The organism is Shewanella sp. SM74 (genome assembly GCF_025653725.1).
GTDB lineage: Bacteria > Pseudomonadota > Gammaproteobacteria > Enterobacterales > Shewanellaceae > Shewanella > Shewanella oncorhynchi.
In genome coordinates this window covers 196,283-222,111 of record NZ_JAKKRZ010000002.1, presented here as the reverse complement: position 1 = coordinate 222,111, position 25,829 = coordinate 196,283, and the positions used below count along the sequence as shown (strand labels likewise).

General features: G+C 46.0%; 23 protein-coding genes. 10 read left to right on the top strand and 13 right to left on the bottom strand.

Annotated elements, in window-relative coordinates:
* The first annotated feature begins 60 nt into the window (after positions 1–60).
* From ppsA to L5M49_RS03050, 4 genes are all read left to right on the top strand, one after another.
* A complete protein-coding gene (ppsA, locus tag L5M49_RS03065) occupies positions 61–2,430 on the top strand; it encodes a phosphoenolpyruvate synthase (RefSeq protein WP_028759726.1) in 2,370 nt (789 codons plus the stop codon).
* Positions 2,431–2,528: 98 nt separating this feature from the next.
* Positions 2,529–5,570 carry an FAD-binding and (Fe-S)-binding domain-containing protein gene (locus L5M49_RS03060; protein ID WP_263265429.1) on the top strand — a complete coding sequence of 1,014 codons (3,042 nt, stop codon included), beginning with the start codon at positions 2,529–2,531 and terminating at the stop codon, positions 5,568–5,570.
* A gap of 125 nt (positions 5,571–5,695) precedes the next feature.
* Positions 5,696–6,169 (top strand): DUF1285 domain-containing protein, encoded by a 474-nt coding sequence (locus L5M49_RS03055; RefSeq protein WP_212600194.1) that lies wholly within the window; start codon positions 5,696–5,698, stop codon positions 6,167–6,169.
* Between the two features lie 144 nt (positions 6,170–6,313).
* Positions 6,314–6,730 (top strand): MarR family winged helix-turn-helix transcriptional regulator, encoded by a 417-nt coding sequence (locus L5M49_RS03050; RefSeq protein WP_028759729.1) that lies wholly within the window; start codon positions 6,314–6,316, stop codon positions 6,728–6,730.
* Between the two features lie 136 nt (positions 6,731–6,866).
* Here L5M49_RS03050 and L5M49_RS03045 read toward each other — a convergent pair whose 3' ends face one another.
* Together L5M49_RS03045 and L5M49_RS03040 are read right to left on the bottom strand one after the other, a co-directional pair.
* Entirely contained in the window at positions 6,867–7,211 is a 345-nt protein-coding gene (locus L5M49_RS03045; protein WP_011789104.1) for a hypothetical protein, read from the bottom strand.
* Positions 7,212–7,422: 211 nt separating this feature from the next.
* The gene (locus tag L5M49_RS03040) at positions 7,423–8,457 is read right to left on the bottom strand and encodes a Glu/Leu/Phe/Val dehydrogenase dimerization domain-containing protein (RefSeq protein WP_263265428.1); all 1,035 of its coding nucleotides are present in this window, start codon (positions 8,455–8,457) and stop codon (positions 7,423–7,425) included.
* A 280-nt stretch (positions 8,458–8,737) separates the two neighbouring features.
* Between L5M49_RS03040 and L5M49_RS03035 the strand changes: the two genes are divergently transcribed.
* A complete protein-coding gene (locus L5M49_RS03035; protein ID WP_011789106.1) occupies positions 8,738–9,187 on the top strand; it encodes a DUF4826 family protein in 450 nt (149 codons plus the stop codon).
* Positions 9,188–9,363: 176 nt separating this feature from the next.
* On the opposite strand, the gene L5M49_RS03030 is transcribed toward L5M49_RS03035, so the two are convergent.
* The 6 genes from L5M49_RS03030 to rluE all read right to left on the bottom strand — a co-directional run bounded on the left by L5M49_RS03030 (position 9,364) and on the right by rluE (position 15,445).
* Positions 9,364–10,503 carry a cupin domain-containing protein gene (locus L5M49_RS03030; protein WP_263265427.1) on the bottom strand — a complete coding sequence of 380 codons (1,140 nt, stop codon included), beginning with the start codon at positions 10,501–10,503 and terminating at the stop codon, positions 9,364–9,366.
* A gap of 152 nt (positions 10,504–10,655) precedes the next feature.
* Positions 10,656–12,026 (bottom strand): adenylosuccinate lyase, encoded by a 1,371-nt coding sequence (gene purB / locus L5M49_RS03025; protein ID WP_263265426.1) that lies wholly within the window; start codon positions 12,024–12,026, stop codon positions 10,656–10,658.
* Positions 12,027–12,055: 29 nt separating this feature from the next.
* Positions 12,056–12,673, bottom strand: coding sequence for a high frequency lysogenization protein HflD (gene hflD, locus L5M49_RS03020; protein WP_263265425.1), 618 nt, complete (start codon positions 12,671–12,673; stop codon positions 12,056–12,058).
* A 3-nt stretch (positions 12,674–12,676) separates the two neighbouring features.
* The gene (gene mnmA / locus L5M49_RS03015; RefSeq protein WP_263138563.1) at positions 12,677–13,795 is read right to left on the bottom strand and encodes a tRNA 2-thiouridine(34) synthase MnmA; all 1,119 of its coding nucleotides are present in this window, start codon (positions 13,793–13,795) and stop codon (positions 12,677–12,679) included.
* Between the two features lie 324 nt (positions 13,796–14,119).
* Positions 14,120–14,614 (bottom strand): NUDIX hydrolase, encoded by a 495-nt coding sequence (locus L5M49_RS03010; protein ID WP_212600198.1) that lies wholly within the window; start codon positions 14,612–14,614, stop codon positions 14,120–14,122.
* 45 nt (positions 14,615–14,659) lie between these two features.
* Positions 14,660–15,445 carry a 23S rRNA pseudouridine(2457) synthase RluE gene (rluE, locus tag L5M49_RS03005; protein WP_263265424.1) on the bottom strand — a complete coding sequence of 262 codons (786 nt, stop codon included), beginning with the start codon at positions 15,443–15,445 and terminating at the stop codon, positions 14,660–14,662.
* Between the two features lie 343 nt (positions 15,446–15,788).
* Here rluE and L5M49_RS03000 point away from each other — a divergent pair, with 343 nt between their 5' ends.
* Positions 15,789–18,014 carry an NADP-dependent isocitrate dehydrogenase gene (locus L5M49_RS03000; protein WP_263265423.1) on the top strand — a complete coding sequence of 742 codons (2,226 nt, stop codon included), beginning with the start codon at positions 15,789–15,791 and terminating at the stop codon, positions 18,012–18,014.
* A gap of 321 nt (positions 18,015–18,335) precedes the next feature.
* Here L5M49_RS03000 and cspD read toward each other — a convergent pair whose 3' ends face one another.
* Positions 18,336–18,542, bottom strand: a complete 207-nt coding sequence (gene cspD / locus L5M49_RS02995) for a cold shock domain-containing protein CspD (RefSeq protein ID WP_006081937.1) — start codon at positions 18,540–18,542, stop codon at positions 18,336–18,338.
* Positions 18,543–18,736: 194 nt separating this feature from the next.
* Between cspD and clpS the strand changes: the two genes are divergently transcribed.
* Complete coding sequence (gene clpS / locus L5M49_RS02990; RefSeq protein WP_006081936.1) at positions 18,737–19,045, top strand: ATP-dependent Clp protease adapter ClpS; 309 nt, start codon at positions 18,737–18,739, stop codon at positions 19,043–19,045.
* A gap of 43 nt (positions 19,046–19,088) precedes the next feature.
* Positions 19,089–21,356, top strand: a complete 2,268-nt coding sequence (clpA, locus tag L5M49_RS02985; RefSeq protein WP_028759739.1) for an ATP-dependent Clp protease ATP-binding subunit ClpA — start codon at positions 19,089–19,091, stop codon at positions 21,354–21,356.
* A 116-nt stretch (positions 21,357–21,472) separates the two neighbouring features.
* Here clpA and infA read toward each other — a convergent pair whose 3' ends face one another.
* The 3 genes from infA to aat all read right to left on the bottom strand — a co-directional run bounded on the left by infA (position 21,473) and on the right by aat (position 23,184).
* A complete protein-coding gene (infA, locus tag L5M49_RS02980; protein WP_006081934.1) occupies positions 21,473–21,691 on the bottom strand; it encodes a translation initiation factor IF-1 in 219 nt (72 codons plus the stop codon).
* A gap of 82 nt (positions 21,692–21,773) precedes the next feature.
* Positions 21,774–22,484 carry an arginyltransferase gene (locus tag L5M49_RS02975; protein ID WP_028759740.1) on the bottom strand — a complete coding sequence of 237 codons (711 nt, stop codon included), beginning with the start codon at positions 22,482–22,484 and terminating at the stop codon, positions 21,774–21,776.
* Positions 22,471–23,184: a leucyl/phenylalanyl-tRNA--protein transferase gene (gene aat / locus L5M49_RS02970; RefSeq protein WP_263265422.1), complete on the bottom strand. Its 714-nt coding sequence runs from the start codon at positions 23,182–23,184 to the stop codon at positions 22,471–22,473. The genes L5M49_RS02975 and aat overlap by 14 nt, the downstream gene beginning before the upstream one ends.
* Positions 23,185–23,238: 54 nt before the next feature.
* Here aat and L5M49_RS02965 point away from each other — a divergent pair, with 54 nt between their 5' ends.
* Both L5M49_RS02965 and L5M49_RS02960 read left to right on the top strand, forming a co-directional pair.
* Entirely contained in the window at positions 23,239–23,709 is a 471-nt protein-coding gene (locus L5M49_RS02965) for a glycine zipper 2TM domain-containing protein (RefSeq protein ID WP_063884453.1), read from the top strand.
* A gap of 70 nt (positions 23,710–23,779) precedes the next feature.
* On the top strand, positions 23,780–24,532 hold the full coding sequence (locus tag L5M49_RS02960) for a Nif3-like dinuclear metal center hexameric protein (protein ID WP_263265421.1): 753 nt from the start codon (positions 23,780–23,782) through the stop codon (positions 24,530–24,532).
* Between the two features lie 161 nt (positions 24,533–24,693).
* On the opposite strand, the gene L5M49_RS02955 is transcribed toward L5M49_RS02960, so the two are convergent.
* The gene (locus L5M49_RS02955; RefSeq protein WP_198572313.1) at positions 24,694–25,650 is read right to left on the bottom strand and encodes an AEC family transporter; all 957 of its coding nucleotides are present in this window, start codon (positions 25,648–25,650) and stop codon (positions 24,694–24,696) included.
* Positions 25,651–25,829 lie beyond the last annotated feature (179 nt).

The following is a 25,829-nucleotide window of genomic DNA, read 5'->3' as shown; positions in this document are numbered from 1 at the left end:
GTAAAATGCCGCTGCCCTCGTGTGAAGGGGCCACTGAAATAAACTTGCGGAGATAGAACTGTGCAGCAATACGTACTCTGGTATCAAGAATTAGGCATGGGTGACGTCAACTTGGTTGGCGGTAAAAATGCTTCTCTAGGCGAGATGATCAGCAATCTGGCCAATGCCGGTGTTCAAGTACCTGGCGGATTTGCGACAACTTCCCATGCGTTCAACGAGTTCCTTGAACAAAGCGGAGTTAACCAGAAGATTTATGACATTCTAGCCACACTGGATGTAGATGATGTCAATGCGCTGGCTAAAGTAGGTGCACAGATCAGACAGTGGGTTATCGACACTCCATTTCAACCAGCATTAGAGCAAGCGATACGTGAAGCTTACGATAAACTTGCCGCTGAAACTAGCGAAGCGTCATTCGCTGTACGTTCTTCTGCAACAGCAGAAGATATGCCAGATGCCTCTTTTGCGGGGCAGCAAGAAACCTTCTTAAACGTAAAAGGATTTGAATCCGTACTGACAGCGATCAAGCATGTGTACGCTTCACTCTTTAACGATCGCGCTATTTCCTACCGTGTGCATCAAGGTTATGAGCACCACGGTGTTGCCTTGTCTGCTGGCGTACAACGCATGGTTCGTTCAGATAAAGCGGCTTCAGGTGTGATGTTCACTATGGACACTGAATCTGGCAATAACGATGTGGTGTTTATCACTTCATCTTTTGGTCTGGGTGAAATGGTTGTTCAAGGCGCGGTAAACCCAGATGAATTTTATGTTCATAAACCTATTTTAGCCTTAGGTCACAAGGCTGTTGTGCGCCGTAATATCGGTAGCAAGCTCATCCAAATGGTATATTCAGATGATGCTGCTCACGGCAAACAAGTCAAAATTGAAGACGTGACTGCTGACAAACGTCGTCAATTCTCTATCAATGACGCTGAAGTTGAAGAATTAGCCAAACAAGCCATGGTGATCGAAAAGCATTACGGTCGTCCAATGGACATCGAATGGGCAAAAGACGGCAACGATGGCAAATTGTATATCGTTCAAGCGCGTCCAGAAACGGTTCGTAGCCGTGAAGATGTGCAATTGATTGAGCGTTATCACTTAAAGAGCCGTGGCGCTGTGATCTGTGAAGGTCGCGCTATTGGCCATAAAGTGGGTACTGGTGTAGCCAAAGTATTAACCTCAATCGCCGATATGGATCAAATCCAACCTGGTGATGTGTTAGTGACAGACATGACAGATCCTGATTGGGAACCTATCATGAAACGTGCGAGTGCTATCGTCACAAACCGTGGCGGTCGTACCTGTCATGCGGCGATTATCGCCCGCGAATTAGGTGTGCCAGCGGTGGTGGGTTGTGGTGACGTGACTGACCGTATCAAGAATGGTCAAATCGTAACTGTTTCTTGCGCCGAAGGTGACACTGGCTTTATCTACGAAGGTAAACAAGAGTTTGAAGTGATTTCAAACCGTGTTGACTCTCTGCCTGCCTTGCCAATGAAAATTATGATGAACGTGGGTAACCCTGATCGTGCATTTGATTTTGCCCGTTTGCCAAACGAAGGTGTGGGTCTAGCGCGTTTAGAATTCATCATCAACCGTATGATCGGCATCCATCCAAAGGCACTGCTCGAATTCAATCAACAGGATGCAGCGCTGCAAACTGAAATCAACGAAATGATTGCTGGTTACGAATCACCCGTTGAGTTCTATATTGCCCGTCTGGTTGAAGGTATTGCGACTATCGGTTCAGCTTTCTATCCGAAGAAAGTGATCGTACGTATGTCAGACTTTAAGTCTAACGAATACGCAAACTTGGTTGGTGGTGATAGATACGAGCCAGAAGAAGAGAACCCAATGCTGGGCTTCCGCGGTGCGAGCCGTTATATCTCTGAATCCTTCCGTGACTGTTTTGCCCTTGAGTGTGAAGCGATCAAACGTGTTCGTAATGACATGGGTCTGAAAAACGTTGAAGTCATGATCCCATTCGTTCGCACAGTGAAAGAAGCTGAGCAAGTGGTCGGCCTGCTCAAAGAGCAAGGTTTAGAGCGTGGTAAAGACGGTTTACGTGTCATCATGATGTGTGAAGTGCCTTCAAACGCCCTGTTAGCAGACCAATTCCTTGAGCATTTCGATGGCTTCTCTATCGGCTCAAACGATTTAACTCAGCTGACACTCGGCCTTGACCGTGACTCAGGTATCATTAGCCATTTATTCGATGAGCGTGATGAAGCCGTTAAAATGCTACTTTCATTAGCCATTAAAGCGGCTAAAGCGAAGGGCGCTTACATAGGTATTTGTGGTCAAGGTCCTTCAGATCACGCTGATTTTGCAGCTTGGTTGGTAGAACAAGGCATAGATACAGTGTCATTAAACCCTGATACTGTGATTGATACTTGGTTGTATTTAGCCGAAGCGCACGGTTGATCTAGATAGTAATTTTATAAACTTGTTAAAAAAGCCGCTTTTTAGCGGCTTTTTTTTGTTTATAATGGCGCCATAACGATAATTGACAGAAGCCATCTATGCTACCCCTGCTATCACATCAACAAACATTAGAGCCAGTGTATTTGGCATACCTTGATGCACTGGAGCAAAGTGAGTATTCCGGTGATATAGACAAACGTTACAGCGCACGTTTAGTGCAAGCCACCGACAACTCTGTATATCAATTCTTACCTCAAGCTGTGCTTTATCCTAAAAATCAGCAGGATATTCAAATTGCATTGACACTGGCAGCTACGGACGCATTTCGCAGCGTGACCTTCAGTGCGCGGGGCGGTGGTACGGGCACCAACGGACAATCTCTGACCCATGGTTTGATTTTGGATGTGTCGCGTTACATGAACCGTGTGCTCGAAGTGAATGCTGAGCAAGGTTGGGTTCGAGTTGAAGCTGGCGTGATTAAAGATGCGCTTAATGATGCATTGCGTCCCCATGGATTCTTTTTTAGTCCCGATTTATCCACTTCAAACCGCGCCACTATTGGTGGCATGATCAATACCGATGCCTCGGGTGCGGGCTCACTGGTCTATGGTAAGACGTCAGATCACGTGCTGGCGCTGCGCAGTGTGTTGATCGATGGCAGTGTGCTGGATACGCATCCCCTAGATGCGGGACTACTGTGTAACCCCGATAATGTCAGTGATAATCCGCTGGGGCAGAAACTGATTTCTGCTGTGGCGGCGGTATGCCGCGAAAAGCGAACTCAGATAGAAAACCAATTTCCTAAGCTCAATCGTTTCCTCACTGGCTATGACTTAAAACACGTGTGGAACGACAACCTGACGCAATTCGATTTATCACGAATTCTGACAGGCTCAGAGGGTACGCTTGCGGTGATAACCGAAGCCAAACTTAATCTCACCCCGCTGCCGACTGAGCGCGCTATGGTGAACATTAAGTACGATTCGTTCCAATCGGCATTGCGTCATGCGCCATCCTTAGTTGCCGCGCGGGCGACTGTGGTCGAAACCGTCGATTCAAAAGTGCTTAATTTAGCCCGCGAAGATATTGTCTGGCATTCGGTGGCTGATCTTATCCAAGAAGTGCCAGGTAAAGTTATTGATGGCCTCAATATGGTCGAATTTGCAGGTGACACGGTCGAAGTTGAGCAAAAGCTCGCGAGTTTGGAAGCTGTGTTGACTGAGCAGATCAGTAAAGGCGAGTGCGGTGTATTGGGTTACCAAGTGACGCAAGATAAGCCGAGTATCGAAAAAATCTACGGCATGCGCAAAAAAGCCGTTGGTTTACTCGGCGCCACTAAAGGTCGCCGTAAGCCCATCGCCTTTGCAGAAGATACCGCGGTACCGCCCGAAAAACTCGCCGATTACATTATGGAGTTTCGCGCGTTACTCGACGGGCATAATCTGCAATACGGTATGTTCGGCCATGTGGATGCGGGCGTGTTGCATGTTCGTCCAGCGCTCGATATGTGCGATGTTGAAGATGAAAAATTACTGCGAGTCATTTCTGATCAAGTCGCGGCACTGACGCTTAAATACGGCGGCCTAATGTGGGGCGAGCACGGTAAAGGCGTGCGCGGTGAATACGGTCCAGCTGTCTTTGGTGATGAACTTTTCGGAGTGTTGCAAGATATTAAAGGTTTGTTTGACCCCGATAACCGACTCAATCCCGGCAAGCTGGTGGCGCCTAAAGATACAGGTGCCCTCTATTACGATGTCGACAGTGCTAAGCGCGGTAAGTTTGATCGACAAATCCCCGTTGATGTGCGTGATGCGTTTCCCGATGTGATGAATTGTAACGGTAATGGCCTGTGTTTTAATTACAGTAGCTATTCGCCTATGTGCCCATCGTTTAAGGTGACGGGTGACAGAGTGCAGTCACCTAAGGGGCGTGCAGGGCTCATGAGAGAGTGGCTAAGACTGCTTGAGGCTGAAGGGGTTGATGTTAATGCCCTCGCAAAAGCGAAACCTTTTGGTATATTGCAGCGCATACAAAATACCATCAATGCCAAACGTGATTATGATTACTCCCACGAGGTGATGGAATCGCTCAAGGGCTGTTTAGCCTGTAAAGCTTGCTCTGGACAATGTCCGGTCAAAGTGGATGTGCCTAAGTTTAGGGCGCAGTTCTTCAATATTTACTATCAACGCTATTTAAGACCCGCGAAAGACTATCTCGTTGCAGGAATTGAAGATAGCTTGCCACTGATGGCCGCGGCACCGCGTCTCACTAACTTTGTTGCACAAAATCCATTGAGCCAATGGGTGATTAAACAGGCGATTGGTTATGTGGATGCGCCTGCGTTATCTGTGCCGACTTTGAAGCAAAGACTCGATGGTCATGCAAGCCGCGGTTACGACTTAGCTGCGTTGCAAGCGATTCCAGAAGAGAAGCGCTCGCAGTTTGTGTTGGTGGTACAAGATCCCTTTAACAGTTTCTATGATTCAGGTCTTGTGCTGCGCTTTATCCAATTGATTGAAAAACTCGGCTTAAAGCCGGTGTTATTGCCCTACAAACCCAATGGTAAGCCAACACATATCAAGGGATTTTTAGATAAGTTTGCTAAAACGGCGCAGTCGAGTGCGGACTTTCTGAACCAAGTCCATAAACTGGGCATGCCCATGGTCGGTATCGATCCTGCCTTAGTCTTGTGTTATCGCGATGAATACCGTGAAGTCTTAGGGGCTAATCGCGGTAATTTTGAGGTCAAGTTAGCCAACGAATGGCTACTGAATGTCATCAAAGATTTACCTGCAAAAGCTGCGCAAGGTAAGCAATATACTTGGTTTAGTCATTGTACCGAATCGACGGCCAAGCCAAATACCGCCAATGAGTGGACTAAAATCTTTGCCCATTTTGGCGCTAAGTTAACCGCAGTCAATTTAGGTTGTTGTGGTATGGCGGGAACCTATGGTCATGAGGCAGAAAACCTCGAGCGCTCTAAGGCCTTGTTTGATATGTCTTGGCAGCAAACGCTAGCGAAAATTGAGCAGCCGCAAGTGTTAGTGTCTGGCTATTCGTGCCGTAGTCAGGTAAAACGTTTTGCCGGATACAAGCCAAAGCATCCACTTGAGGCCTTACTCGAGTTAGTAAATATCTAGTGGTGTTTATGTCGTTTTGATTGCGCTAGTCAGATCGTAATTATCCTCACTGGTATATCCCAGTGTTGAATGTCACACTAAAGCCAGCCGCAAGGCTGGTTTTTTTATGGATGATGGAGGCCTAGATGGAAAAGATGACTGACAGTATTCAACACACGCTCAAACAATTCGCCGCTGATAGTAGGCTAACCTCGGTTGTGCCATTGTGCAGTGAAGTCCCATTGTTTGACATTAACGCCTTGGGTGATTGGACATATCTAGGCACATCGCTACCAGCAAAGTTTGCTAAGTTGTTCGCCAGTATTTTACATTGCATCGATGATGAGTATTTCTTAATTACCCCAGTGGAGAAGGTGCGAGTGCGGGTTGAAGATGCTCCCTTACTGATTGTCGATTTCGAGCGAGCGCAACCCCATTCGCTGCTCAATGTAAGAACCAGTATTGAAACACAGCATCATAAAGTCGATATAAAACAGATGAAGCTCACCGATGACAGTGTTTATTTGCCGCTTGAGCGCGGTTTATGGGGCAAATTAGGTCGGGCCTGTTACTATAATTTTGTGAATGAATTCAATTTATCTGATCTAGATGAGGAATGAGCTCGTAGGTTAATCGCATAATTTGCTGTGGTCTAAGCTAGTTTATTATGGGTTAAGTGGTAGTATTAAAACTAACTCTGGGTTCCTATGATGGCGTGCAGAGTAAGTGAAAACGCGTTAAACCTTTGCTGTAGGAGGTGCTGTTTGAATCGTCATGAAAGCTTAGGCTATCTTGTATCCCACTTAAATATCGAGCTGCAAAATGAGCTTGATCTGCATCTTAAGCGATATCAACTCGATATAAAACTGTGGCCTGTGCTGTTTGCTTTGTGGCAAGAAGAGGGCATAAGCCAAACTGAATTGTCTAAGCGTTGCGATGTGGCAAATTACACTATGACGCGCTTACTCGATCAGTTGCAGGTGCAAGGTCTTATTACTCGTCATCAAGAAGTCGATAATCGGCGTGCTTTCCAAATCTTTTTGACCGATGAAGCCAAAGCATTAGAGCAAGATCTTATCTGCGAAGCTGAGCGGGTCAATGAAAAATTCCTGTCAAATCTAAGTGAAGATGAACAACAGACATTCATTTTACTATTAAATAAAATCAACCGTTTGGCTTGAAATTTTGAATCTAATGGGTATGGAGGGAAACTGTGGTTTAGCCGTTTTCACTGCTATCTGTATGTGGTTATCTAAATCATTTTCCCAGTTTAATCCCACCCACTATGCCTCACTTTGCGGGATTAAACTGGTTTGATTAATTCAAGTAAAGTGCAAAGACGCAAAGCAGACTGACGGCTATCACTGAGTGCTGTAAATAACGCCGGCTGGCTAATAAATTTTCTTTGCCTTGTTTTAGGCTAGCGACGAGTCTATGTTGCTTATAAATTCGGCACATGAGTTCATCGGTTTGGGGATCGATAAGCAGTTCAAACTTGCAAGGCGCGCCGTCTTTAAGCTGAATGGTATGCTCGCTTTGAGGCTTAAAGTTAAGCTTGTGCGACACCATTTGGCCATTAACGAAGACCCGCTCTAAACCACTCCAATTGCTGGCTTGCAGTTCTACCACATCTTGGTTGAGATCATATTTGAAACGGATCATAGCGCTATCCTGTGCTGGGACCTGATAGACTAATTCAAGCAGACAAATATGACGTTTTCCAGCGTGATTAAATGAATATTCTGTGTCGAAATTAAAAGCGCGGCTAAACCATGAGCTTAGTGATAGATTAAATTTTAGATAACAAAAAAGCGACCTGAGGTCGCTTTTTTCAATATTTGACGGGCATAAAAAATAATAAACGCGTAAAAAATTACTGCTTAGCGGCTTCGATAATGGCTTTTGCCATTTCATCAGCCACGGCGCCAGTTGTACGGTTCTGTGCATCGGCTTGGCTGAATATTTTCAGCAGCGTGTTGTAAATTTCTTCTACTTTAGCAGTCGATTTTGCTGCGTCGTAATCTTTTTCGAACGACACGTTGATAATGCCGCCTGCGTTGATCACATAGTCTGGCGCGTACAGTATGCCCATTTCTTTCAGTTGTTCACCGTGGCGTACTTCGGCTAATTGGTTGTTGGCACAGCCAGCAACAATTTTGGCTTTCAGTTGCGGTAAGGTCGTATCGTTTAAGGTTGCGCCAAGGGCACAAGGAGCATACACATCCACATCTTGGGCGTAGATGTCCTGCGGCGCGACGATAATGGCACCAAAATCCGTGGCAACTTTATCTAATGAGGCCTGATGAATATCAGTCACAATCAGTTCAGCGCCTTCTTCATGCAAATGTTTGCACAGGTAATAACCCACATGGCCTACACCTTGAACGGCGATTTTAAGCCCTTTTAGGCTATCTAACCCTAGCTTATGTTTTACTGCAGCTTTAATACCTAAATAGGTACCAAGTGCTGTGAACGGGGATGGATCGCCACTCTTGCCTTCAAGACCCGCCATATAAGGGGTTTCTTCATGGGCGATCATAATATCAGCTGTGGTCGTGCCGACGTCTTCAGCGGAGTAATAACGGCCGCCGAGACTATTGATAAAGCGACCAAAGGCGCGGAAGAGGGCTTCACGGTCAGGGCGCTTAGGATCGGCAATAATCACGGATTTGCCGCCGCCCATGGTAAGGCCCGCAAGTGCGTTTTTGTAGGTCATACCACGGGAAAGACGTAATACGTCTGTTAGCGCTTCGTCGTCCGATTGATAGTTCCACATACGACATCCACCCACAGCAGGGCCTAAATTCGTGTTATGGATGGCGACAATGGCTCTTAAGCCACTTTCTTTATCATGACAGAATACGACCTGTTCATGTTCGTCAAAGGATACATGATTAAATACAGCCACGTGAAGTTCTCCGCTATACACAATGAAAAAGCCGACGAGGTGAGCCTCTATCGACTGCTTGTTATATTTATTGCAGAACCATAGCATTTAGCGATACTCTCAACCATGCATAATGACCGAATAAATACATTATTTGTGGCAATTTAGCTTTCCACTTTACGTAAACGTAAGCTTTATGATTAAGAATGGATTGTACTGAATTTAACGTAACGAATAGAATGAATCGCGCACTGATCCCAAGAATTAGGCTCGCGTTATAACAATAAGATAGGACGGAAGTATGACTGAACAAGCTGTCGACCAAACTCAACAAAATTTATCAGCTGAAGAAATAGAAAAGCTGCGTCAAGAGTGGGTCAGAACTCAATTTCAAAAAGCCAATCGTTTTCTCGCTGAAAAAGGCGTGATCCCAAGCAAAGTCCTAGCCGATGAAAGCCGTTATCTTGCGCCTTATATGGCGATTTGGAAGATGGAATCAAAGCGTCCAAGCAACAAAACCTATTGGGTGATGTCAGGTGATTTACCGTCGGATTTTGTCGATGTGAAAGTGGCGGCTACGGCCCGTGATGCCGTGCGTCATTTCTCTATGATGTGGCAAATGCAGGCGGAAAACTTAGTGCGTTCGGGTGCAACCCGTGATGCCACTCAGGCTAAATTTGCTCAACTATTAGTATCGCGTGCCGAGAGTTTATATCGTATGCACAACGACGATAAACTGTGGAATGCTTAAACTCAAATGAGTTGAGGATTGTATTTAGATAGTATTGAGTTAATACAGTCACTTGTGTTGATTGATACTGATAATTGAAATAACAATAAGGCACTCAGTTGAGTGCCTTTTTTATATTGACTTTTATGTTGATTTCCTATGTTAAGAACAAGGTCATCGAACAAAGTCGATAGGGCTTATTCTTCGCTGTCGCTCAAGTAGTAGAAACCTTGATTGATGAGTTTCAACAGTAAGGCTTGGACTTCTTCATGCTGACATATTTCAGTCGCTTCATCGGCGTTTAAGCTGACGTTATCGCTCAACTGTGCGATTACGTCTGCCGGTGTTTGGGGCAGTTCGTGTACATCACCATTGATGAATAATCGCGGCGTGGCGTCATTTTCAAGGCGTAATACTTTCAAACCACCGATACGGCTCACTCCAGCACCTTGGGCGAAGGCATCTTGCAAATCTTCCATGCTGTAAGCTTCTTCGCCTTCACACAAATCAAGTTCGAAACGGTTTTGACTGAGTAGCTTACCTAACACGATTTGGTAGCTATTGGGATCTTGGCTCAGCTGACTCAAGAGTGACATTATGCCCACTTGATGATCTTGGCTGACGATACCGGCTGAACTCGGCTCAGTTTGCGACGTGAAACGCTGCTGACCTAAGTTATTGTCGAGCAAATAATCGGCGACTTCACTGACCAATTCTTGCTGGCTTGGTGCACGGAAACCAATCGAGTAACTCATTGCCACAGTTAGGGTTTCGCCGCAGTGTGGGAAACCAGGTGGAATATAAAGCATGTCGCCTTTTTCTAACACTACATCGATAATGGGTGTGAAGTCTTCAACCAGCGGCGAGTTTGGATTACCGCCACGGCGTTGTTGCGGGGTATTGTCACCCACAGTCCAGCGACGTTCACCTTCGCCTTGAATGATAAACACATCGTAGTTATCGACGTGCGGGCCGACACCGCCATTTGGGGTTGCAAATGATGCCATCAAGTCATCGAAGCGCCAGTCAGGTAAAAAGCGTAGAGCTTCAACTAATGGTTGCGAATCTGGATACCAATGGTTGACTGCTTGCACTAATAACTGCCAATGGGTTTCGCCATAGCTGTCGTAATCTTCAAACGGACCTTGCACTACTTCCCAATCATTGTCTTTGGTGACGACGATGCGTGAAGAGATTTCTTCTTCACAGGCAAGGCCTGCTAATTCATCGGCGCTGATAGGATCTTCAAATTGCGGAAATGCTTTTTTGATCAACAGGGGTTTCTTTTGCCAGTATTCACTAAGAAACTGGGCGATATCGAGATTGAGTGTATACATAGTGTTAAAAAAGGCGACCACATCGCGGTGATGTGGGTCGCCTTAATCCTTATTTCTGTTTAAGAAAGAGTATTGTCCGTCGCCAACTTCAGTTAATAACTAATTTCAGTCAATAGCTTAATATTAGTTAATCGCCAATTTTAATTAATAACTTACTTCAGTTCGTCGACAAACGTTTCGGCGCGACCAATGTAATTGGCTGGCGTCATTTTCTTCAGTTCAGCTTTCACTGAGTCTGGTAATTCAAGTCCGTCAATAAACACTGACAGTTGCTGCGCGTCAATACGTTTACCGCGCGTCAGTTCTTTTAATTTTTCGTATGGCTTTTCAATACCATAACGACGCATTACCGTTTGTACAGGTTCTGCTAACACTTCCCAGTTGTGATCTAACTCATCACGCAGATGCGCTTCGTTAACTTCTAACTTGCTGATGCCTTTTAAGGTCGCTTGATACGCTATCAACGCATGGGCAATACCCACACCTAAGTTACGCAGTACAGTCGAGTCAGTTAAGTCACGTTGCCATCTTGATAGCGGCAGCTTAGACGCTAAATGTTGCATCAGCGCGTTAGCGATACCTAAGTTACCTTCAGAATTTTCAAAATCGATGGGGTTAACTTTGTGCGGCATAGTCGATGAACCGATTTCACCGGCGATAGTGCGTTGTTTGAAGTGACCTAGGGCGATGTAACCCCAAATATCACGGTCAAAGTCAATCAGCACAGTGTTGAAACGGGCAACCGCATCAAACAGTTCGGCAATGTAATCGTGTGGCTCGATTTGCGTCGTGTAGGCATTCCAGTGTAGGCCAAGGCTAGTCACAAAACGCTCAGACAGTTCATGCCAGTTAACTTCAGGATAGGCAGACAGGTGAGCATTGTAGTTACCGACGGCACCGTTCAGTTTGCCCATGATTTCGACATTAGCGATTTGTTTGATTTGACGTTCAAGGCGCATAGCCACGTTCGCCATCTCTTTACCGAGCGTCGAAGGTGAAGCGGGTTGGCCATGGGTACGTGACATTAATGGCACAGAGCGATATTCAATCGCCAGCTTTTTAATTGCCGTCAGCAACTCGTTGCAGTAGGGCAGTAAGACTTGTTCACGGGCTTCAGTCAGCATTAAACCGTGGCTTAAGTTGTTGATATCTTCGGAAGTACAAGCAAAGTGAACAAACTCACCCACAGCCGCTAATTCGCTATTGTCCGCGATTTTTTCTTTAATGAAGTATTCAACCGCTTTTACATCGTGGTTAGTGGTGCTTTCGATAGCCTTAACACGCAGCGCATCTTGTTCGTTGAAATTGTCTTTAATGCCATCGAGCACGGCGATAGCTGACGCGCTCAATGTTGGCACTTCGCTAATATCTGGACAGTCGGCTAACAGTTTTAGCCAATTAATTTCAACCTGAACACGGTACTTGGTAAGACCGAACTCGCTGAAAATCCCTCTCAATGACGCGGTTTTACTACCATAACGACCGTCTACCGGAGAGATAGCAGTTAGTGCGGAAAGATCCATGTGAAGCTCCTTGATGAACGCTAATTTTATTATAGGGTAAGACTTTTCTTGGCTGTATCGACTATGGCTTTGCGGGCGAAGACTAAGTGTCGACGTTTACCGCCCAACTGACGCCACAATACTGCACTGCGTATAGCGGCAAGCAACAGAGCACGAATTTTATGTTGTACAATAGGGCGCTGCAAACACACGGGATTACCCGATATTTGGATTTTGGGCCCTAAATTACTGATGATGTCACTGTAAATGCTGGCAAGATTGGCAACAACTTGCTCATCTGTGATGGCAAAATGATGTAGCTGGCGATTCACTTGATTAATACGTTCAGCCAACATGCCTAAGCCACTGTTAGAGCGCACGAGTTTACGCTCAAGGGCAAGCACGCCCACTAAATAGCGGGTGATTTCAACATCTTTTTGGCTGCTGTCACCGAGCTGATTCAGGATCAGTTTATAGCCTTTTTGCAATACGATTTTATCTTGGTAGACATCGGCCGTATTGTCAGGATTGGTGATGAGAATGGTGTTTAAGCTCGCTGCGAGCTCGGCATTATCCAATTCGCCATGGCGCGCTAAATGTTGAACTTGGGCAATGGCTTGCAGTATGCCTGCAAACGCCATCGTCCGATTAATGAGTTGCTCGTTCACACTTTACCCTCGGATTAATTGATCTATGATGCCGCCACCTAGGCAGACTTCACCATCATAAAATACCGCAGACTGTCCAGGCGTCACCGCCGCTACAGGTTCATCGAAGACCACGCGCAAGGTGTGTTCATCTGTGTAGGTTAATGTACAAGGCACATCTTGTTGGCGATAACGGGTTTTCACTGCGATATGACAACCATCGACAGGCCCAGTTCTATCTACCCAATGCAGTTGGTTAACTGTCATGCCGGTCGACATCAAACGGGGATGGTGTCCGCCTTGACCCACGATCAATACGTTACGCTCAAGATCTTTATCGACCACATACCAAGGATCGTCATTGCTGTTTTTCATGCCGCCAATGCCTAAGCCTTTACGTTGGCCTAAGGTGTGGTACATGAGTCCTTGGTGCGTGCCTATGACTTCGCCTTCTGGGGTTTCAATATTGCCAGGCTGCGCCGGTAAATAAGTCCCTAGAAATTCAGTGAACTTGCGCTCACCGATAAAGCAGATGCCAGTACTGTCTTTTTTGTCATGGGTGATTAAGCCCATTTCTTTCGCAATTTCACGAACTTGATATTTTTCGAGCTCACCGACAGGGAACAGGCTTCGGGCAACTTGCTCATGGCTAAGGGTGTAGAGGAAATAACTTTGATCTTTATTGCCATCAACGCCACGGAGCATTTGCGTACTGCCATCGCTGTTATCGCGACGGCGAACATAGTGGCCCATTGCGATGTAATCAGCGTCGAGGATTTCATCGGCAAATTCTAAAAATGCCTTAAATTTGATTTCTTTGTTGCACATGATATCGGGATTTGGCGTGCGGCCCGCTTTGTATTCGGCGAGGAAATACTCAAATACATTGTCCCAATATTCGGCAGCAAAGTTGACTGTATGTAGCTTGATCCCGAGCTTGTCGCACACGGCTTGGGCATCTTTTAAATCTTCTGCGGCCGCGCAGTACTCGTTATTGTCATCTTCTTCCCAGTTCTTCATGAAAAGGCCTTCAACCTGATAGCCTTGCTGCATAAGCAAATAGGCTGAAACAGATGAATCTACACCGCCGGACATGCCGACAATGACTTTTTTTCCTGTATGAGTGGGTTCGATTGATGTCATAAATCCTAAAAACCATTGAGTATGTGTGTTGGCTAGGTGGATGAATTTAAGCCGCGACATTGAGCGCGTAACAAAAATACCTAACCTAACTAAAAATATGGGCTAACTAAAAATCCAAGCTCACTTTAAATCCAAGCTAACTTTACATCTAGGTGCTGTGCTGCTGATTGCTAAATCAAACTTTTCCAGCGCTATCAAATAAAATGAGTCCGCAAACTGTCAGTAAACCTCGCATTTACGGCCAACTATTTATTTGCTGTACAAGGCCTCTGCAGTAGCACACGCATTAAGCTTAACCAGCCGTTTATGCGGGGCGGTATTCTATCACGCCTTACTCGCTTGGGCTATCGTGAGGCGGTCACTATTGAGTAAGCTAAGGGGATAAGTTTGGCCATTTTGTGCCTGATTGAGATAGTCTTTTAAGCAATCGAGTACTAAGGGGCTGCGCAGTAAAGATGGCATGGCTTCTATCTGCGCAAGACTTAACCAATGCGCACTATGGATCGCTTTATCCTGCGGCGCAGGTGAGGGCATATCATCTAACTGCACGAAAAAAGTAAAGCGCACAAAGGCTAAGTCTTCACTGGCGCTAAGTTGATAAATGCCGACGAGTCCTTGGGCTTTGAGTGATAACCCCGTTTCTTCAAACACTTCGCGCTCACAGGCTTGGATCAAGCTTTCATTCGCTTCTAAGTGACCCGCGGGTTGATTAAAGCGTTGCTCGCCTTCAATCCACTCTTCTACCATCAGATATTTGTCCTGTGAAGTTGCATGAACAATACAAGCGACGGTCACATTGGGTTTATATCTTTGACTCATGGAGCCTCCTTTGAGTGGATTTGAATGAAGAAAGTAGGCTGAAATTTAGACTTCATCACCGAGACGGATACATTTGTGCTCACCCGATGGCAAATTATCTAGACTCCATTGGCCTATTTTATAACGGATTAATCTTAAGGTCGGAAAACCGATATGCGCTGTCATGCGTCTGACTTGGCGGTTGCGGCCTTCATGAATTTGGATTTCTAGCCAAGTTGTTGGGATATTTTTGCGCTCTCTCACCGGTGGATTACGTGGCCAAATGTCGGGTGAATCCATGATTTTGACTTTAGCAGGCAGCGTCATACCATCATTTAATTCAACACCTTGGCGCAGTTTTGTCAGTACATCTTCCGTCGGAACGCCTTCTACTTGCACCCAATAGGTTTTAAAGGTTTTCTTTTTTGGCTCTGTCAGTCTTGCCTGTAATTGACCGTCATTGGTCAGCAACAATAAGCCCTCACTGTCTCTGTCTAAGCGGCCTGCGGCATACACGTCAGCAATCGGGATATAGTCTTTTAGGGTCTTACGACCTTGTTCATCGGTAAACTGGCAAAGTACATCAAAAGGCTTATTAAACAGCACAATAATCGGCGCGAGCGTTTGGCTCTGCACCGGTTTTGCCGCCGCAATTGCGCGTCGATTAGGATTTTTAAAAGGTTCTTTCTTTAAACTGCCATTGGCATTTCGTGCTGGCGCCACTTTGCTATCTACGGCGGTAGCGCGGTTGGCAGGGCCTCTGCTGGCGGGCTTAGCGGGTTTAATCGGGCTCTTGGCTGGGGAACTTGCGCTGGCATTGGCACCTTTAGGTGGAAACTTGTTTTTGGTCATACTTTTGCTAACAGGAGGTTGAGACACGCTTACCTGACTTGATTGAGTCGTTAATGTGGTCATAGTGTACTTGGCATTCGCCGTTAGTGGAATTTGAATATTATTGTGAATGCTCTATGATGTCGGCCAGAAAATGTGATCTGTGCCTAAATGTTTATTAGGTTTTAATGAGTCGTTGTAACAAATTTTAGCTTGCGCGCAAAGACAGAAGGGCATTGAGAATTTGAAAGGTGAGGGCGTGGTCGATTGCCTTGATTGATATTTTCCCTGTGCTCAGATTTGTTCGCCATGCTATAAAATTATTATAAAAAATATTAAATTTTACAATAATGTAGGATGTAACATGAAAGATAACTCATCAACAATTATTTACACTGAAACAGACGAAGCGCCAGCACTGGCCACCCTCTCACTCTTACCTATTATTAGAACGTTTACCGACGCCGCGGGCGTTGCGGTTGAAACCCGTGATATCTCGTTATCGGGCCGTATTATTGCCAGTTTCCCTGAGCAACTGACCGAAGCACAAAAGATTGGCGACCATCTGACAGAGCTTGGCGAGTTAGCGAATCAGCCAGAAGCGAACATCATCAAGTTACCAAATATCAGTGCTTCGATCCCACAATTAAAAGCCTGTATCCTTGAACTGCAGCAAAAAGGTTACGACATCCCTAATTATCCGGATGAGCCAAAAACCGACGCTGAAAAGTCAATTAAAACACGTTACGACAAGATCAAAGGAAGTGCGGTAAACCCAGTACTGCGTGAAGGTAACTCAGATCGTCGCGCCCCATTATCGGTGAAAAACTTCGCCAAGAAAAACCCGCATTCCATGGGGAAATGGGCCAAAGATTCTAAGTCTCACGTTGCCCACATGACTGAAGGCGATTTCTACGGCAGCGAACAGTCTGTCACTTTATCTGATGCGGGCAGCGTGAATATCGTGCTGACCCAAAAAGATGGCCAAGAAGTGGTACTCAAGTCCGGTCTTAAGTTGCTGGCTGGCGAAATCATCGATGCTGCGGTGTTGAGTAAAAAAGCCTTAGTGAGCTTCTATGAGCGTGAAATCGACAACGCCAGAGCTGAAGATGTGCTGTTATCGCTGCATCTGAAAGCCACTATGATGAAAGTGTCTGATCCTATTATGTTTGGTCACGCTGTGAAGGTATTCTTCAAGCCAGTATTTGACAAACATGCGGCGCTTTTCGCTGAATTAGGCGTAGATGTTAACAACGGTTTTGGTGATGTTTATGCCAAAATAGCGACATTAGCTGCCGATAGCCGCGCCGAAGTCGAAGCCGATATCGCCGCCGTTTACGCTGCGCGTCCTGCATTGGCTATGGTTGATTCTGACAAAGGTATCACCAACTTACACGTGCCAAGCGACATCATTATCGATGCGTCTATGCCTGCTGCGATTCGTTCATCTGGCCAAATGTGGGGACCAGACGGTCAACTGCATGATACTAAAGCCATGATCCCAGATCGTTGTTATGCCGGTATCTACCAAGAAACGATTGCTTTCTGTAAAGAGCACGGCGCTTTTGATCCTAAAACCATGGGCAGCGTGCCAAACGTGGGCTTGATGGCGCAAAAAGCCGAAGAGTACGGCAGCCACGATAAGACCTTTGAAATTCCTGCTGACGGTGTGGTCAACGTTGTTGATGCCAGCGGTAAGGTATTGATGAGCCATAACGTGGAAGCGGGCGATATCTGGAGAATGTGCCAAGTTAAAGACGCACCTATCCGTGATTGGGTAAAACTGGCCGTGCGCCGTGCCCGTTTAAGCAATACTCCAGCGGTATTCTGGTTAGATAGCAAACGTGCCCACGATGCGCAAATCATTGCTAAAGTGCAGCAGTATCTGCCAGAGCATGACACTGATGGCTTAGACATCAGCATTATGTCTCCAGAAGATGCTACGCGTTTGTCTTTGGCTCGCATCAAAGAAGGCAAAGATACCATTTCAGTTACGGGTAACGTTCTACGTGACTACCTGACTGACTTGTTCCCCATCCTCGAGCTAGGCACCAGTGCCAAAATGCTGTCAATCGTTCCATTAATGAACGGCGGCGGTCTATTTGAAACAGGTGCGGGCGGTAGTGCACCTAAACATGTGCAACAGCTTGAGAAAGAAGGTCACTTACGTTGGGATTCACTGGGTGAGTTCTTGGCTCTGGCGGCGTCTCTTGAGCATTTAAGCCAAACCGTGGGCAATCCAAAAGCCCAAGTATTAGCCGATACTTTAGATCAAGCCATTGGCCAATTCTTAGATAGCAATAAATCCCCATCAAGAAGAGTCGGTGAGTTAGACAACCGTGGCAGCCATTTCTACTTAGCCATGTACTGGGCACAAGCCTTAGCAGCGCAAACGGGCGATGAGCAGTTACAAGCTCACTTCATTCCGTTAGCGCATGCGCTAGCGGCGAATGAGCAAGTGATTGTGGCTGAATTAGCGACGGCACAAGGTGCACCAGTCGATTTAGGCGGTTACTACCGTTTAGATGCGGCTAAGGCTGAAAAAGCCATGCGCCCAAGCGAAACGTTGAACAAGCTGTTGATTGCTTAATCCCGCTCGTTATCACTTTTAGATGGCGTGTGCGTCAGTGTGGGCCATCTAAATTGATGTAAAGTTGTAAGTCATTAGACTGATTTTAAAAAAGGGTCTGCATTGCAGATCCTTTTTTATACCCTAAATTTGCTGTCGAGACCGATGATAAAAACTTTTTGCTGGGATGCAATGGATGATGTGCGGCGATTGAACTTGAATTAAATTCATGCGAAATGATGATGAGCGATGCAGCATTAAGTGGTGAGAATTGATGAAACACGCAGCAATAAAAAGGCAGGGACAAGTCCCTGCCTTTTAGATCATTGGCCTCACCAAACGTTATTTTGTTGGTGAAATGGCTGAAGCGTGCATCCCTTTTGGACCGGCTTCTACTTCAAATTGAACGGGTTGGCCTGCTTTTAGAGTTCGATAGCCTTCCATTTCAATGGTAGAATAGTGTGCAAAAACGTCCTCACCACCTTGATCAGGGCAAATAAACCCGAATCCTTTGGCGTTGTTGAACCATTTAACAGTTCCGCTTGCCATACTTCCACTTCCTTCTGTTGTCTACTTACCAGTAAGATAGTAAAACCTGTATAGACGGGTATTCGTTCACCGTCTGCACAACAGAATGTAAGGAGTAAATGCGGAAGTCAAGCTAAAATTAACAAAGGGGTAACAACTGATTAATTTGAACAGATCAATTGGAAGAGGCCAACACGAGAGGTTAGTATTAAAAAATGGCAAAGATAGGAAATATTGAACACGTTGAAGAACGTGTCGAATCAGAGTTAATGCCGCCTTCGATGTATAAGGTGGTACTCAATAATGATGATTACACCCCAATGGATTTTGTGATTGAAGTTTTGCAGGTTTTCTTTCGCAAGAACGAGCAGGAAGCGACCGATATCATGTTGACGATCCATCACCAAGGAAAAGGAATTTGCGGTATTTTCCCGTTTGGGATTGCAGAAACTAAGGTGATACAAGTAAATCAATTTGCAAGACAAAACCAACATCCGTTACTGTGTTCGTTAGAGAAAGCATAAAACCGCTTTACTCTGTAGTCTGTTGTTAATTTTGGGGGTGCTTATGCTGAACAAAGATCTGGAAGTCACCTTAAATCTGGCGTTTCAGCAAGCCAGAGACGCGCGTCACGAGTATATGACAGTGGAACATCTGTTATTAGCTCTGATCGACAATCCTGCGGCTCAAGAAGCGTTAATCGCCTGTGGAGCGAATCTAGATAAACTCAGAGATGAAGTGGCAAGCTTTATCCAACAAACAACCCCAATCATTGCCGATATTGATGATGACAAAGAAACTCAGCCGACGCTTGGGTTCCAGCGAGTGCTGCAACGGGCAGTATTCCATGTGCAGTCATCGGGTCGCAATGAAGTGAACGGCGCTAACGTGTTAGTTGCCATTTTCAGTGAGCAAGAATCCCAAGCCGTGTATTTACTGCGCCGCTGCGACATTAGTCGCCTCGATGTAGTGAATTTTATTTCCCATGGTTTCGCCAAAAATGATGATGCTGAGTCACATCAAGATCAAGAACGTGTCGAAGATCAGGGCGAAGGCAGCGAAGAGCGCAGTATGTTGTCGCAATTTGCGTCCAACTTAAATCAACTTGCAAAGCAAGGGATCATCGACCCACTGATTGGTCGCGACCAAGAAATTGAGCGCGCGATTCAAACCCTGTGCCGTCGCCGTAAAAATAATCCACTGTTAGTGGGTGAGGCGGGTGTAGGTAAAACGGCGATTGCCGAAGGGTTGGCGTATCGTATCGTCAATAAACAAGTGCCCGATGTGATGCTTGAAGCCACAGTGTATTCTTTGGATTTAGGTTCACTGCTGGCGGGAACTAAGTATCGCGGCGACTTTGAAAAACGCTTTAAGAACCTGTTAAAAGAACTGGCGGCGGATAAGCATGCCATCCTATTCATCGATGAGATCCACACCATTATCGGTGCGGGCGCGGCCTCTGGCGGCGTAATGGATGCCTCTAATCTGCTGAAACCTTTGCTATCTAGCGGCAATTTGCGTTGCATGGGCTCGACGACTTTCCAAGAATATCAAAGTATTTTTGAGAAAGATCGCGCACTTGCACGTCGTTTCCAAAAGGTGGATATCAATGAGCCTTCAGTGGAAGAAACCACTAAGATTTTGATGGGGCTTAAGTCTAAATACGAAGAATATCATGGGGTTCGTTATACTCAGGCCGCGATCAGCAGCGCTGCAGTATTGTCGGCCAAGCACATCAACGACAGGCATTTACCCGATAAAGCCATCGATGTGATTGATGAAGCGGGTGCGCGTATGGTGATGCTGCCTATGAGTAAACGTAAAAAGACCATAGGCCAGGCCGAGATTGAGTCGATTGTGGCGAAAATGGCACGTATCCCTGAGAAGTCGGTATCCGCTACTGATAAGGACTTACTGCGTAATCTTGAGCGTAACCTTAAGATGGTGGTCTTTGGCCAAGATAAGGCCATTGAGAGTCTGAGTTCGGCCATTCGCTTATCGCGCAGTGGCTTAGGTGCTGACCGAAAACCTGTGGGGAGCTTCTTATTCGCCGGTCCCACTGGTGTGGGTAAAACCGAAGTCACTAACCAACTGGCCAACTGCTTGGGGATGAAACTGGTGCGCTTTGACATGTCTGAGTACATGGAAAGCCATACAGTGTCACGCCTGATTGGTGCGCCTCCTGGTTATGTGGGTTATGACCAAGGTGGCTTGCTCACGGATGCTGTGATTAAAAATCCGCACTGTGTAGTGCTATTGGATGAAATTGAGAAGGCCCACCGTGATGTCTATAACCTGCTGTTGCAGGTGATGGATCACGGTACTTTGACCGATAATAATGGTCGTAAGGCTGACTTCAGACATGTGACTTTGGTGATGACTACTAACGCGGGTGTACAGGAGACTATTCGTAAGTCTATTGGCTTTACCCAGCAAGATCACACCCAAGATGCATTATCTGAAATTAATCGAGTATTTTCGCCAGAATTTCGAAATCGTCTCGATTCCATCATTTGGTTCAATCATTTGGATATGACGATTATCGCCAAAGTGGTCGATAAATTCTTGGTGGAATTGCAGGCTCAGTTGGATGCAAAACACGTTACTTTGGAAGTCAGCGACGAAGCCAGAACCTTGTTGGCCGAGAAAGGCTACGATAAGAACATGGGCGCACGTCCAATGGCTCGGGTCGTGACCGAATTGATCAAACGTCCATTGGCAGATGAGATATTATTTGGTGTCTTAGAGTCAGGTGGTGTTGCGCATGTGGATGTGAAGGAGGGCGAGATTGTCATTCGTACCGAACGTCACGAAAAAGCGACAACAAAAGCTTAACGCTTGATTATCCATTAGTTTTAGACATAAAAATGGCTGCAATTGCAGCCATTTTTTTCATCTTTCGCAAACAAAAAAACCCGGCCTTGCCGGGTTTTTAAATCTAAGAGGCTATATCAGCGTGCGCGGAAGACAATGCGACCTTTGGTCAGATCATAAGGAGTCAGCTGGACGGTAACTTTATCGCCAGTAAGGATCCGGATGTAGTTTTTACGCATTTTGCCTGAAATGTGGGCTATCACCACATGACCATTTTCAAGCTCTACACGAAACATTGTGTTTGGCAAGGTTTCAAGGATAGTGCCTTGCATTTCAATGTTGTCTTCTTTCGCCATTAATTAATTATCCCATTAGCCTTCGAATATAAAAAACGGGCGTATCATGCCCCAAATTCCCCCCGCTGTAAAGGGGAAGTACTTAGCAAACTTGGGAATACTCCCAGCCTGTCGGTGTCAGAATTTGATAAGGGCGATACAAACGCTTGTAAGACATCTTACGGTTTTCATCTATTTGATATCCGAGATAAACAAATTCTTTATTCATGAGTTTCGCCAGTCGACACTGAATTAAAATTAACAGTGCGCCGAGGGAGCGATGTTCTTCGTCGGGGTCAAAATAGCTGTAAATTGCCGAAAGACTATTGGGCAAACTATCTGTGACCGCAACTGCCAATAATTTATTTCCATCATAGACTTCGATAAACGTTGGCGGTAACCAATGGCAAAAAAGAAAGTGATTATATTGATCTTCGCTCGGGGGAAACATGGGGCCGTCAAAATGTCGCCCACGAATATAATGTTCATATAGCGTATATTGCTCGGCGGTTTGCTCCGATGTAATTCGCCAAGTCAGATCTTGGTTTTTTGCTAAAGTGCGTTTTTGGCGTTTCGATGGGACAAATTCATGGGTTGGTACACGGATTGGTTGGCATGCACTGCATCTAGGGCAGCGTGGTTTGTAGATAGAGCTACCACTGCGGCGAAAACCTACCGCGAGCAAACGCTCAAATAAAATAGGATCGAGCGTATCTTCTTGGATGACGAGTAGCTGCTCCTGCTGGCCATCAAGGTAGCTGCAGGGAAATATTTGACTGATACCGATAGCGATCGATGCTTTACTCGAGTTCAAGGATGACCTCTTTAGTGGCCCAAGTATTTGGGTCCACGGGATTGTTTCTTAGTTCGCTCAGTAACGTTATAAAATCAATGCGTTTAATAGCTTTAGCTCCCAAACTTTCTAGGTGGGGATTCATCACTTGTGCATCGATGAGTTTGAATCCCATTTTGAGTAAATGCTGTTGCAGCGCTGCAACGGCGGCCTTGGACGCATTAGTTTTACGGTGAAACATGGATTCGCCGCAAAACACTTGGCCGATTGCTAAGCCGTAAAGCCCACCAATTAAACGTTCGCCTTCCCAGACTTCAATGGAATGGGCGTGACCTGTGTAATGCAGTTCGCGATAGGCCATTTGAATTTCTTGGGTGATCCAAGTGCCGCTCTGTTTCTCTCTTGGCTGCGCGCATCCCGCCATTACATCGGTGAAAGCGTGATTGATTGTGATCCGCCAAGGTTGTTTTTTTAAGTATTTCCGCAAACTTGTGCTGATGTGTATTTCACCGGGAATAAACACGGCGCGGGGATCGGGCGACCACCACAAAATAGGATCATCTGAGTTAAACCAAGGAAAAATACCGTTGTAGTAAGCCGAGAGTAAGCGCTCAGGACGTAAGTCGCCGCCGATAGCCAATAACCCATTAGGATCGGTTAAGGCGAGTTCGGGTGAAGGAAAAGCTTCAAATTCGTGATTCAGAAAAGACAGTGACTTCACAATTGAGTATGATTTAGTTATAGACCTTATTATTAAGTTAGCGGAAATTCAGATATGTGGAAACCTACTCTAGCAAGCTTTATGTTTATTTTTGCGTTTATCCTCAGCCCCGCGAGTGCGGGTTATGACCGTAATCAAGCAGTGCCTGTCGAGAAAGTGCTCTATGGCGATATCACTTCGGTACGTAATATCACTGAAACCCAGCTGATTGAAGACCGTAATCGAGGTTGGAAAACCTTTGGTGGCGCCTTAGCAGGTGGGGTGATTGGTAATCAGTTTGGTGGCGGTTCTGGCCGTGATGTGGCGACCATTTTAGGTGCCTTGATTGGTGGCAGTGTCGGTAATCGATATGGCAGTGGCACGAGCGTGCAGTCATTGAAGCTGGTGGAATTGATGATCAATCAAGAAGATGGCACCCAAGTTATGGTGATCCAAGACTATGATGCTGGGATGGTATTCAATGCGGGTGACAGAGTACGTGTCGTCTACCTACAAGGTGGTGTGCGTGTTGATGTCGCGATGTAAGCGACTGTCTTATCTTGATTAAGTCGTCATCTTCAGTAAATGGTCATCTCGAGTAAAGGACGGTAATGCAATGACACGGACAGAATTAACTCAATATTTAGCCGATTTTTTACATGTATCGGCGTTTAAAGATTACGCGCCCAATGGGCTTCAGGTAGAAGGCAAGGATGAAATCTGCACCATAGTGACGGGCGTGACTGCGTGTCAGGCCTTGATCGATGAAGCGATTCGATTAAACGCCGATGCGATATTGGTTCATCACGGCTTTTTTTGGAAGAATGAGCCTGAAGTGATCACAGGCATGAAACAACGCCGAATTAAGGCGCTGCTCAAGCATGATATTAGCTTGTTTGGATATCATTTACCCTTAGATGCCCACCCAATGCTCGGTAATAACGCGACTTTGGGGAGACAGCTTGGGATCATCGACGCAGAAGCCATTGAAGAGGTGGCTCAGGGGCTACTGTGGCGTGGAAAACTTGATCTTGCAGTCAGTGCTAGCGAATTTTCTCACACCCTTGAGAATGCTTTAGGCAGAGCCCCACTGCACATTGGTGATAGCGATGCAAAGATCCAACATGTAGCTTGGTGTACTGGTGGCGCACAGGATTATATCGATGTTGCGGCGAGTTTAGGCGTGGATGCGTTTATCAGTGGTGAAGTGTCCGAGCGAACGTTTCACAGTGCGGTAGAGCAGGGCATACATTATTTTGCGGCTGGGCACCATGCGACAGAACGTTTTGGTATTCAAGCCTTAGGCCGTCACCTCGCCCGCGAGTTTGATCTCGTGCACCATTTTGTGGATATCACCAATCCGGTCTAATCCATTCATAAAGCGGCTTATGATGACAATCTAACTGTTTTATTCCTAAACGAAAGGCGAGCATGGCTCGCCTTTTTTATTGTGGTTTTATTGTTATTTATAGTCACTCAAATCCGTTCCTCTAGCTGATTGTGCAATCAGCTCTTAGCCTTTAGCTGCTGCTAGATTAGCTCCAAAGTGGACAATACAAAGATGCCTAAGGTGCACGTGATCAGCGAGCAGACCGTGGTTAGCGCAATAATATTGGCCGCAAGGGGCGCATTGCCACCCATGGCGCGCGCCATCACATAGCTTGCGGCTGCGGTGGGTGCAGAACTCATTAAAAAGACCATTGCTAACTCAATCCCTCGATAGCCCAACAGCAAGGCCCCAATCGTGATAAAAAGCGGGGCAAAGATCAGTTTCAATGCGGTCGAGAACCAAGTTGTATGCTTTTCATGTTTGAGTGAACCAACATCGAGCGAACCGCCGGTACACAGTAGCGCTAATGGCAGGGTCATATTGGCGAAGTATTGTCCCGCATCAAGCACCATTTTCGGTACTGGAATAGCAAGCAAATAGAACAACATGCCTGCCATAATGGCAATGATCAACGGGTTTTTGGTGATGGTCTTGATGATCACGCCAAATGCACGTTGGCTGGATTCTTCGCCTTTAGGGCTTAGGCAAATAACCGCTTGAATGTTATACAGCAGCGTCATCGAGGCAACATAGACCGCGGCTAAGGCAACACCAGAACTCCCATAGGCGTTGGAAACATAAGCTAAGCCGATAATGGCGGTATTGGCCCTAAAACCCCCTTGAATGATCACTCCTTGGTCTTTGTGCTTGGGAAATAGCCGCCCAGTTGCATAGGTGGAGAGTATGAAAAACAGGAAATTGGCCGTTAAACCATAGCCAATCAAGGGCGCACTGGAGGCGAGATCGTGATTTGAGCTAATAATGCTAAGGAACAGCAAGGCTGGCAGCGTCACGTTAAAGACTAATCTTGATGCGACATCAATAAAGTTTTCATTGATGATTTGGGTGCGTTTTAGGAGCACACCGAGTGCTAACATCAAACAGATGGGGCCCGTAATCGAGGCCGAAAACAGCAACTGCTCAACGATATTTCCCATAACTACTCCTCGAGTTATTCATTTAGCACTGCGTCGATTTTAGACTTGTCACTGATATGAATGTCACATTGCCGTGAATATCTTGTCGATAGAAATACGAGTTTTAACTCGGTCTCTTAAACCACTCAGTTAAAATTAAATGGCTTAAACTCAGTCTTTTAAAAGACTGAGTGACACTT

Bases quoted from the DNA above. Each gene is read 5' to 3' on its own strand.
- L5M49_RS03060 (WP_263265429.1), top strand. From the start codon at position 2,529: ATGCTACCCCTGCTATCACATCAACAAACATTAGAGCCAGTGTATTTG.
- L5M49_RS03055 (WP_212600194.1), top strand. From the start codon at position 5,696: ATGGAAAAGATGACTGACAGTATTCAACACACGCTCAAACAATTCGCC.
- L5M49_RS03045 (WP_011789104.1), bottom strand. From the start codon at position 7,211: ATGATCCGTTTCAAATATGATCTCAACCAAGATGTGGTAGAACTGCAA.
- L5M49_RS03035 (WP_011789106.1), top strand. From the start codon at position 8,738: ATGACTGAACAAGCTGTCGACCAAACTCAACAAAATTTATCAGCTGAA.
- L5M49_RS03030 (WP_263265427.1), bottom strand. From the start codon at position 10,503: ATGTATACACTCAATCTCGATATCGCCCAGTTTCTTAGTGAATACTGG.
- purB (WP_263265426.1), bottom strand. From the start codon at position 12,026: ATGGATCTTTCCGCACTAACTGCTATCTCTCCGGTAGACGGTCGTTAT.
- mnmA (WP_263138563.1), bottom strand. From the start codon at position 13,795: ATGACATCAATCGAACCCACTCATACAGGAAAAAAAGTCATTGTCGGC.
- L5M49_RS03010 (WP_212600198.1), bottom strand. From the start codon at position 14,614: ATGAGTCAAAGATATAAACCCAATGTGACCGTCGCTTGTATTGTTCAT.
- rluE (WP_263265424.1), bottom strand. From the start codon at position 15,445: ATGACCAAAAACAAGTTTCCACCTAAAGGTGCCAATGCCAGCGCAAGT.
- L5M49_RS03000 (WP_263265423.1), top strand. From the start codon at position 15,789: ATGAAAGATAACTCATCAACAATTATTTACACTGAAACAGACGAAGCG.
- cspD (WP_006081937.1), bottom strand. From the start codon at position 18,542: ATGGCAAGCGGAACTGTTAAATGGTTCAACAACGCCAAAGGATTCGGG.
- clpS (WP_006081936.1), top strand. From the start codon at position 18,737: ATGGCAAAGATAGGAAATATTGAACACGTTGAAGAACGTGTCGAATCA.
- clpA (WP_028759739.1), top strand. From the start codon at position 19,089: ATGCTGAACAAAGATCTGGAAGTCACCTTAAATCTGGCGTTTCAGCAA.
- infA (WP_006081934.1), bottom strand. From the start codon at position 21,691: ATGGCGAAAGAAGACAACATTGAAATGCAAGGCACTATCCTTGAAACC.
- L5M49_RS02965 (WP_063884453.1), top strand. From the start codon at position 23,239: ATGTGGAAACCTACTCTAGCAAGCTTTATGTTTATTTTTGCGTTTATC.
- L5M49_RS02960 (WP_263265421.1), top strand. From the start codon at position 23,780: ATGACACGGACAGAATTAACTCAATATTTAGCCGATTTTTTACATGTA.
- L5M49_RS02955 (WP_198572313.1), bottom strand. From the start codon at position 25,650: ATGGGAAATATCGTTGAGCAGTTGCTGTTTTCGGCCTCGATTACGGGC.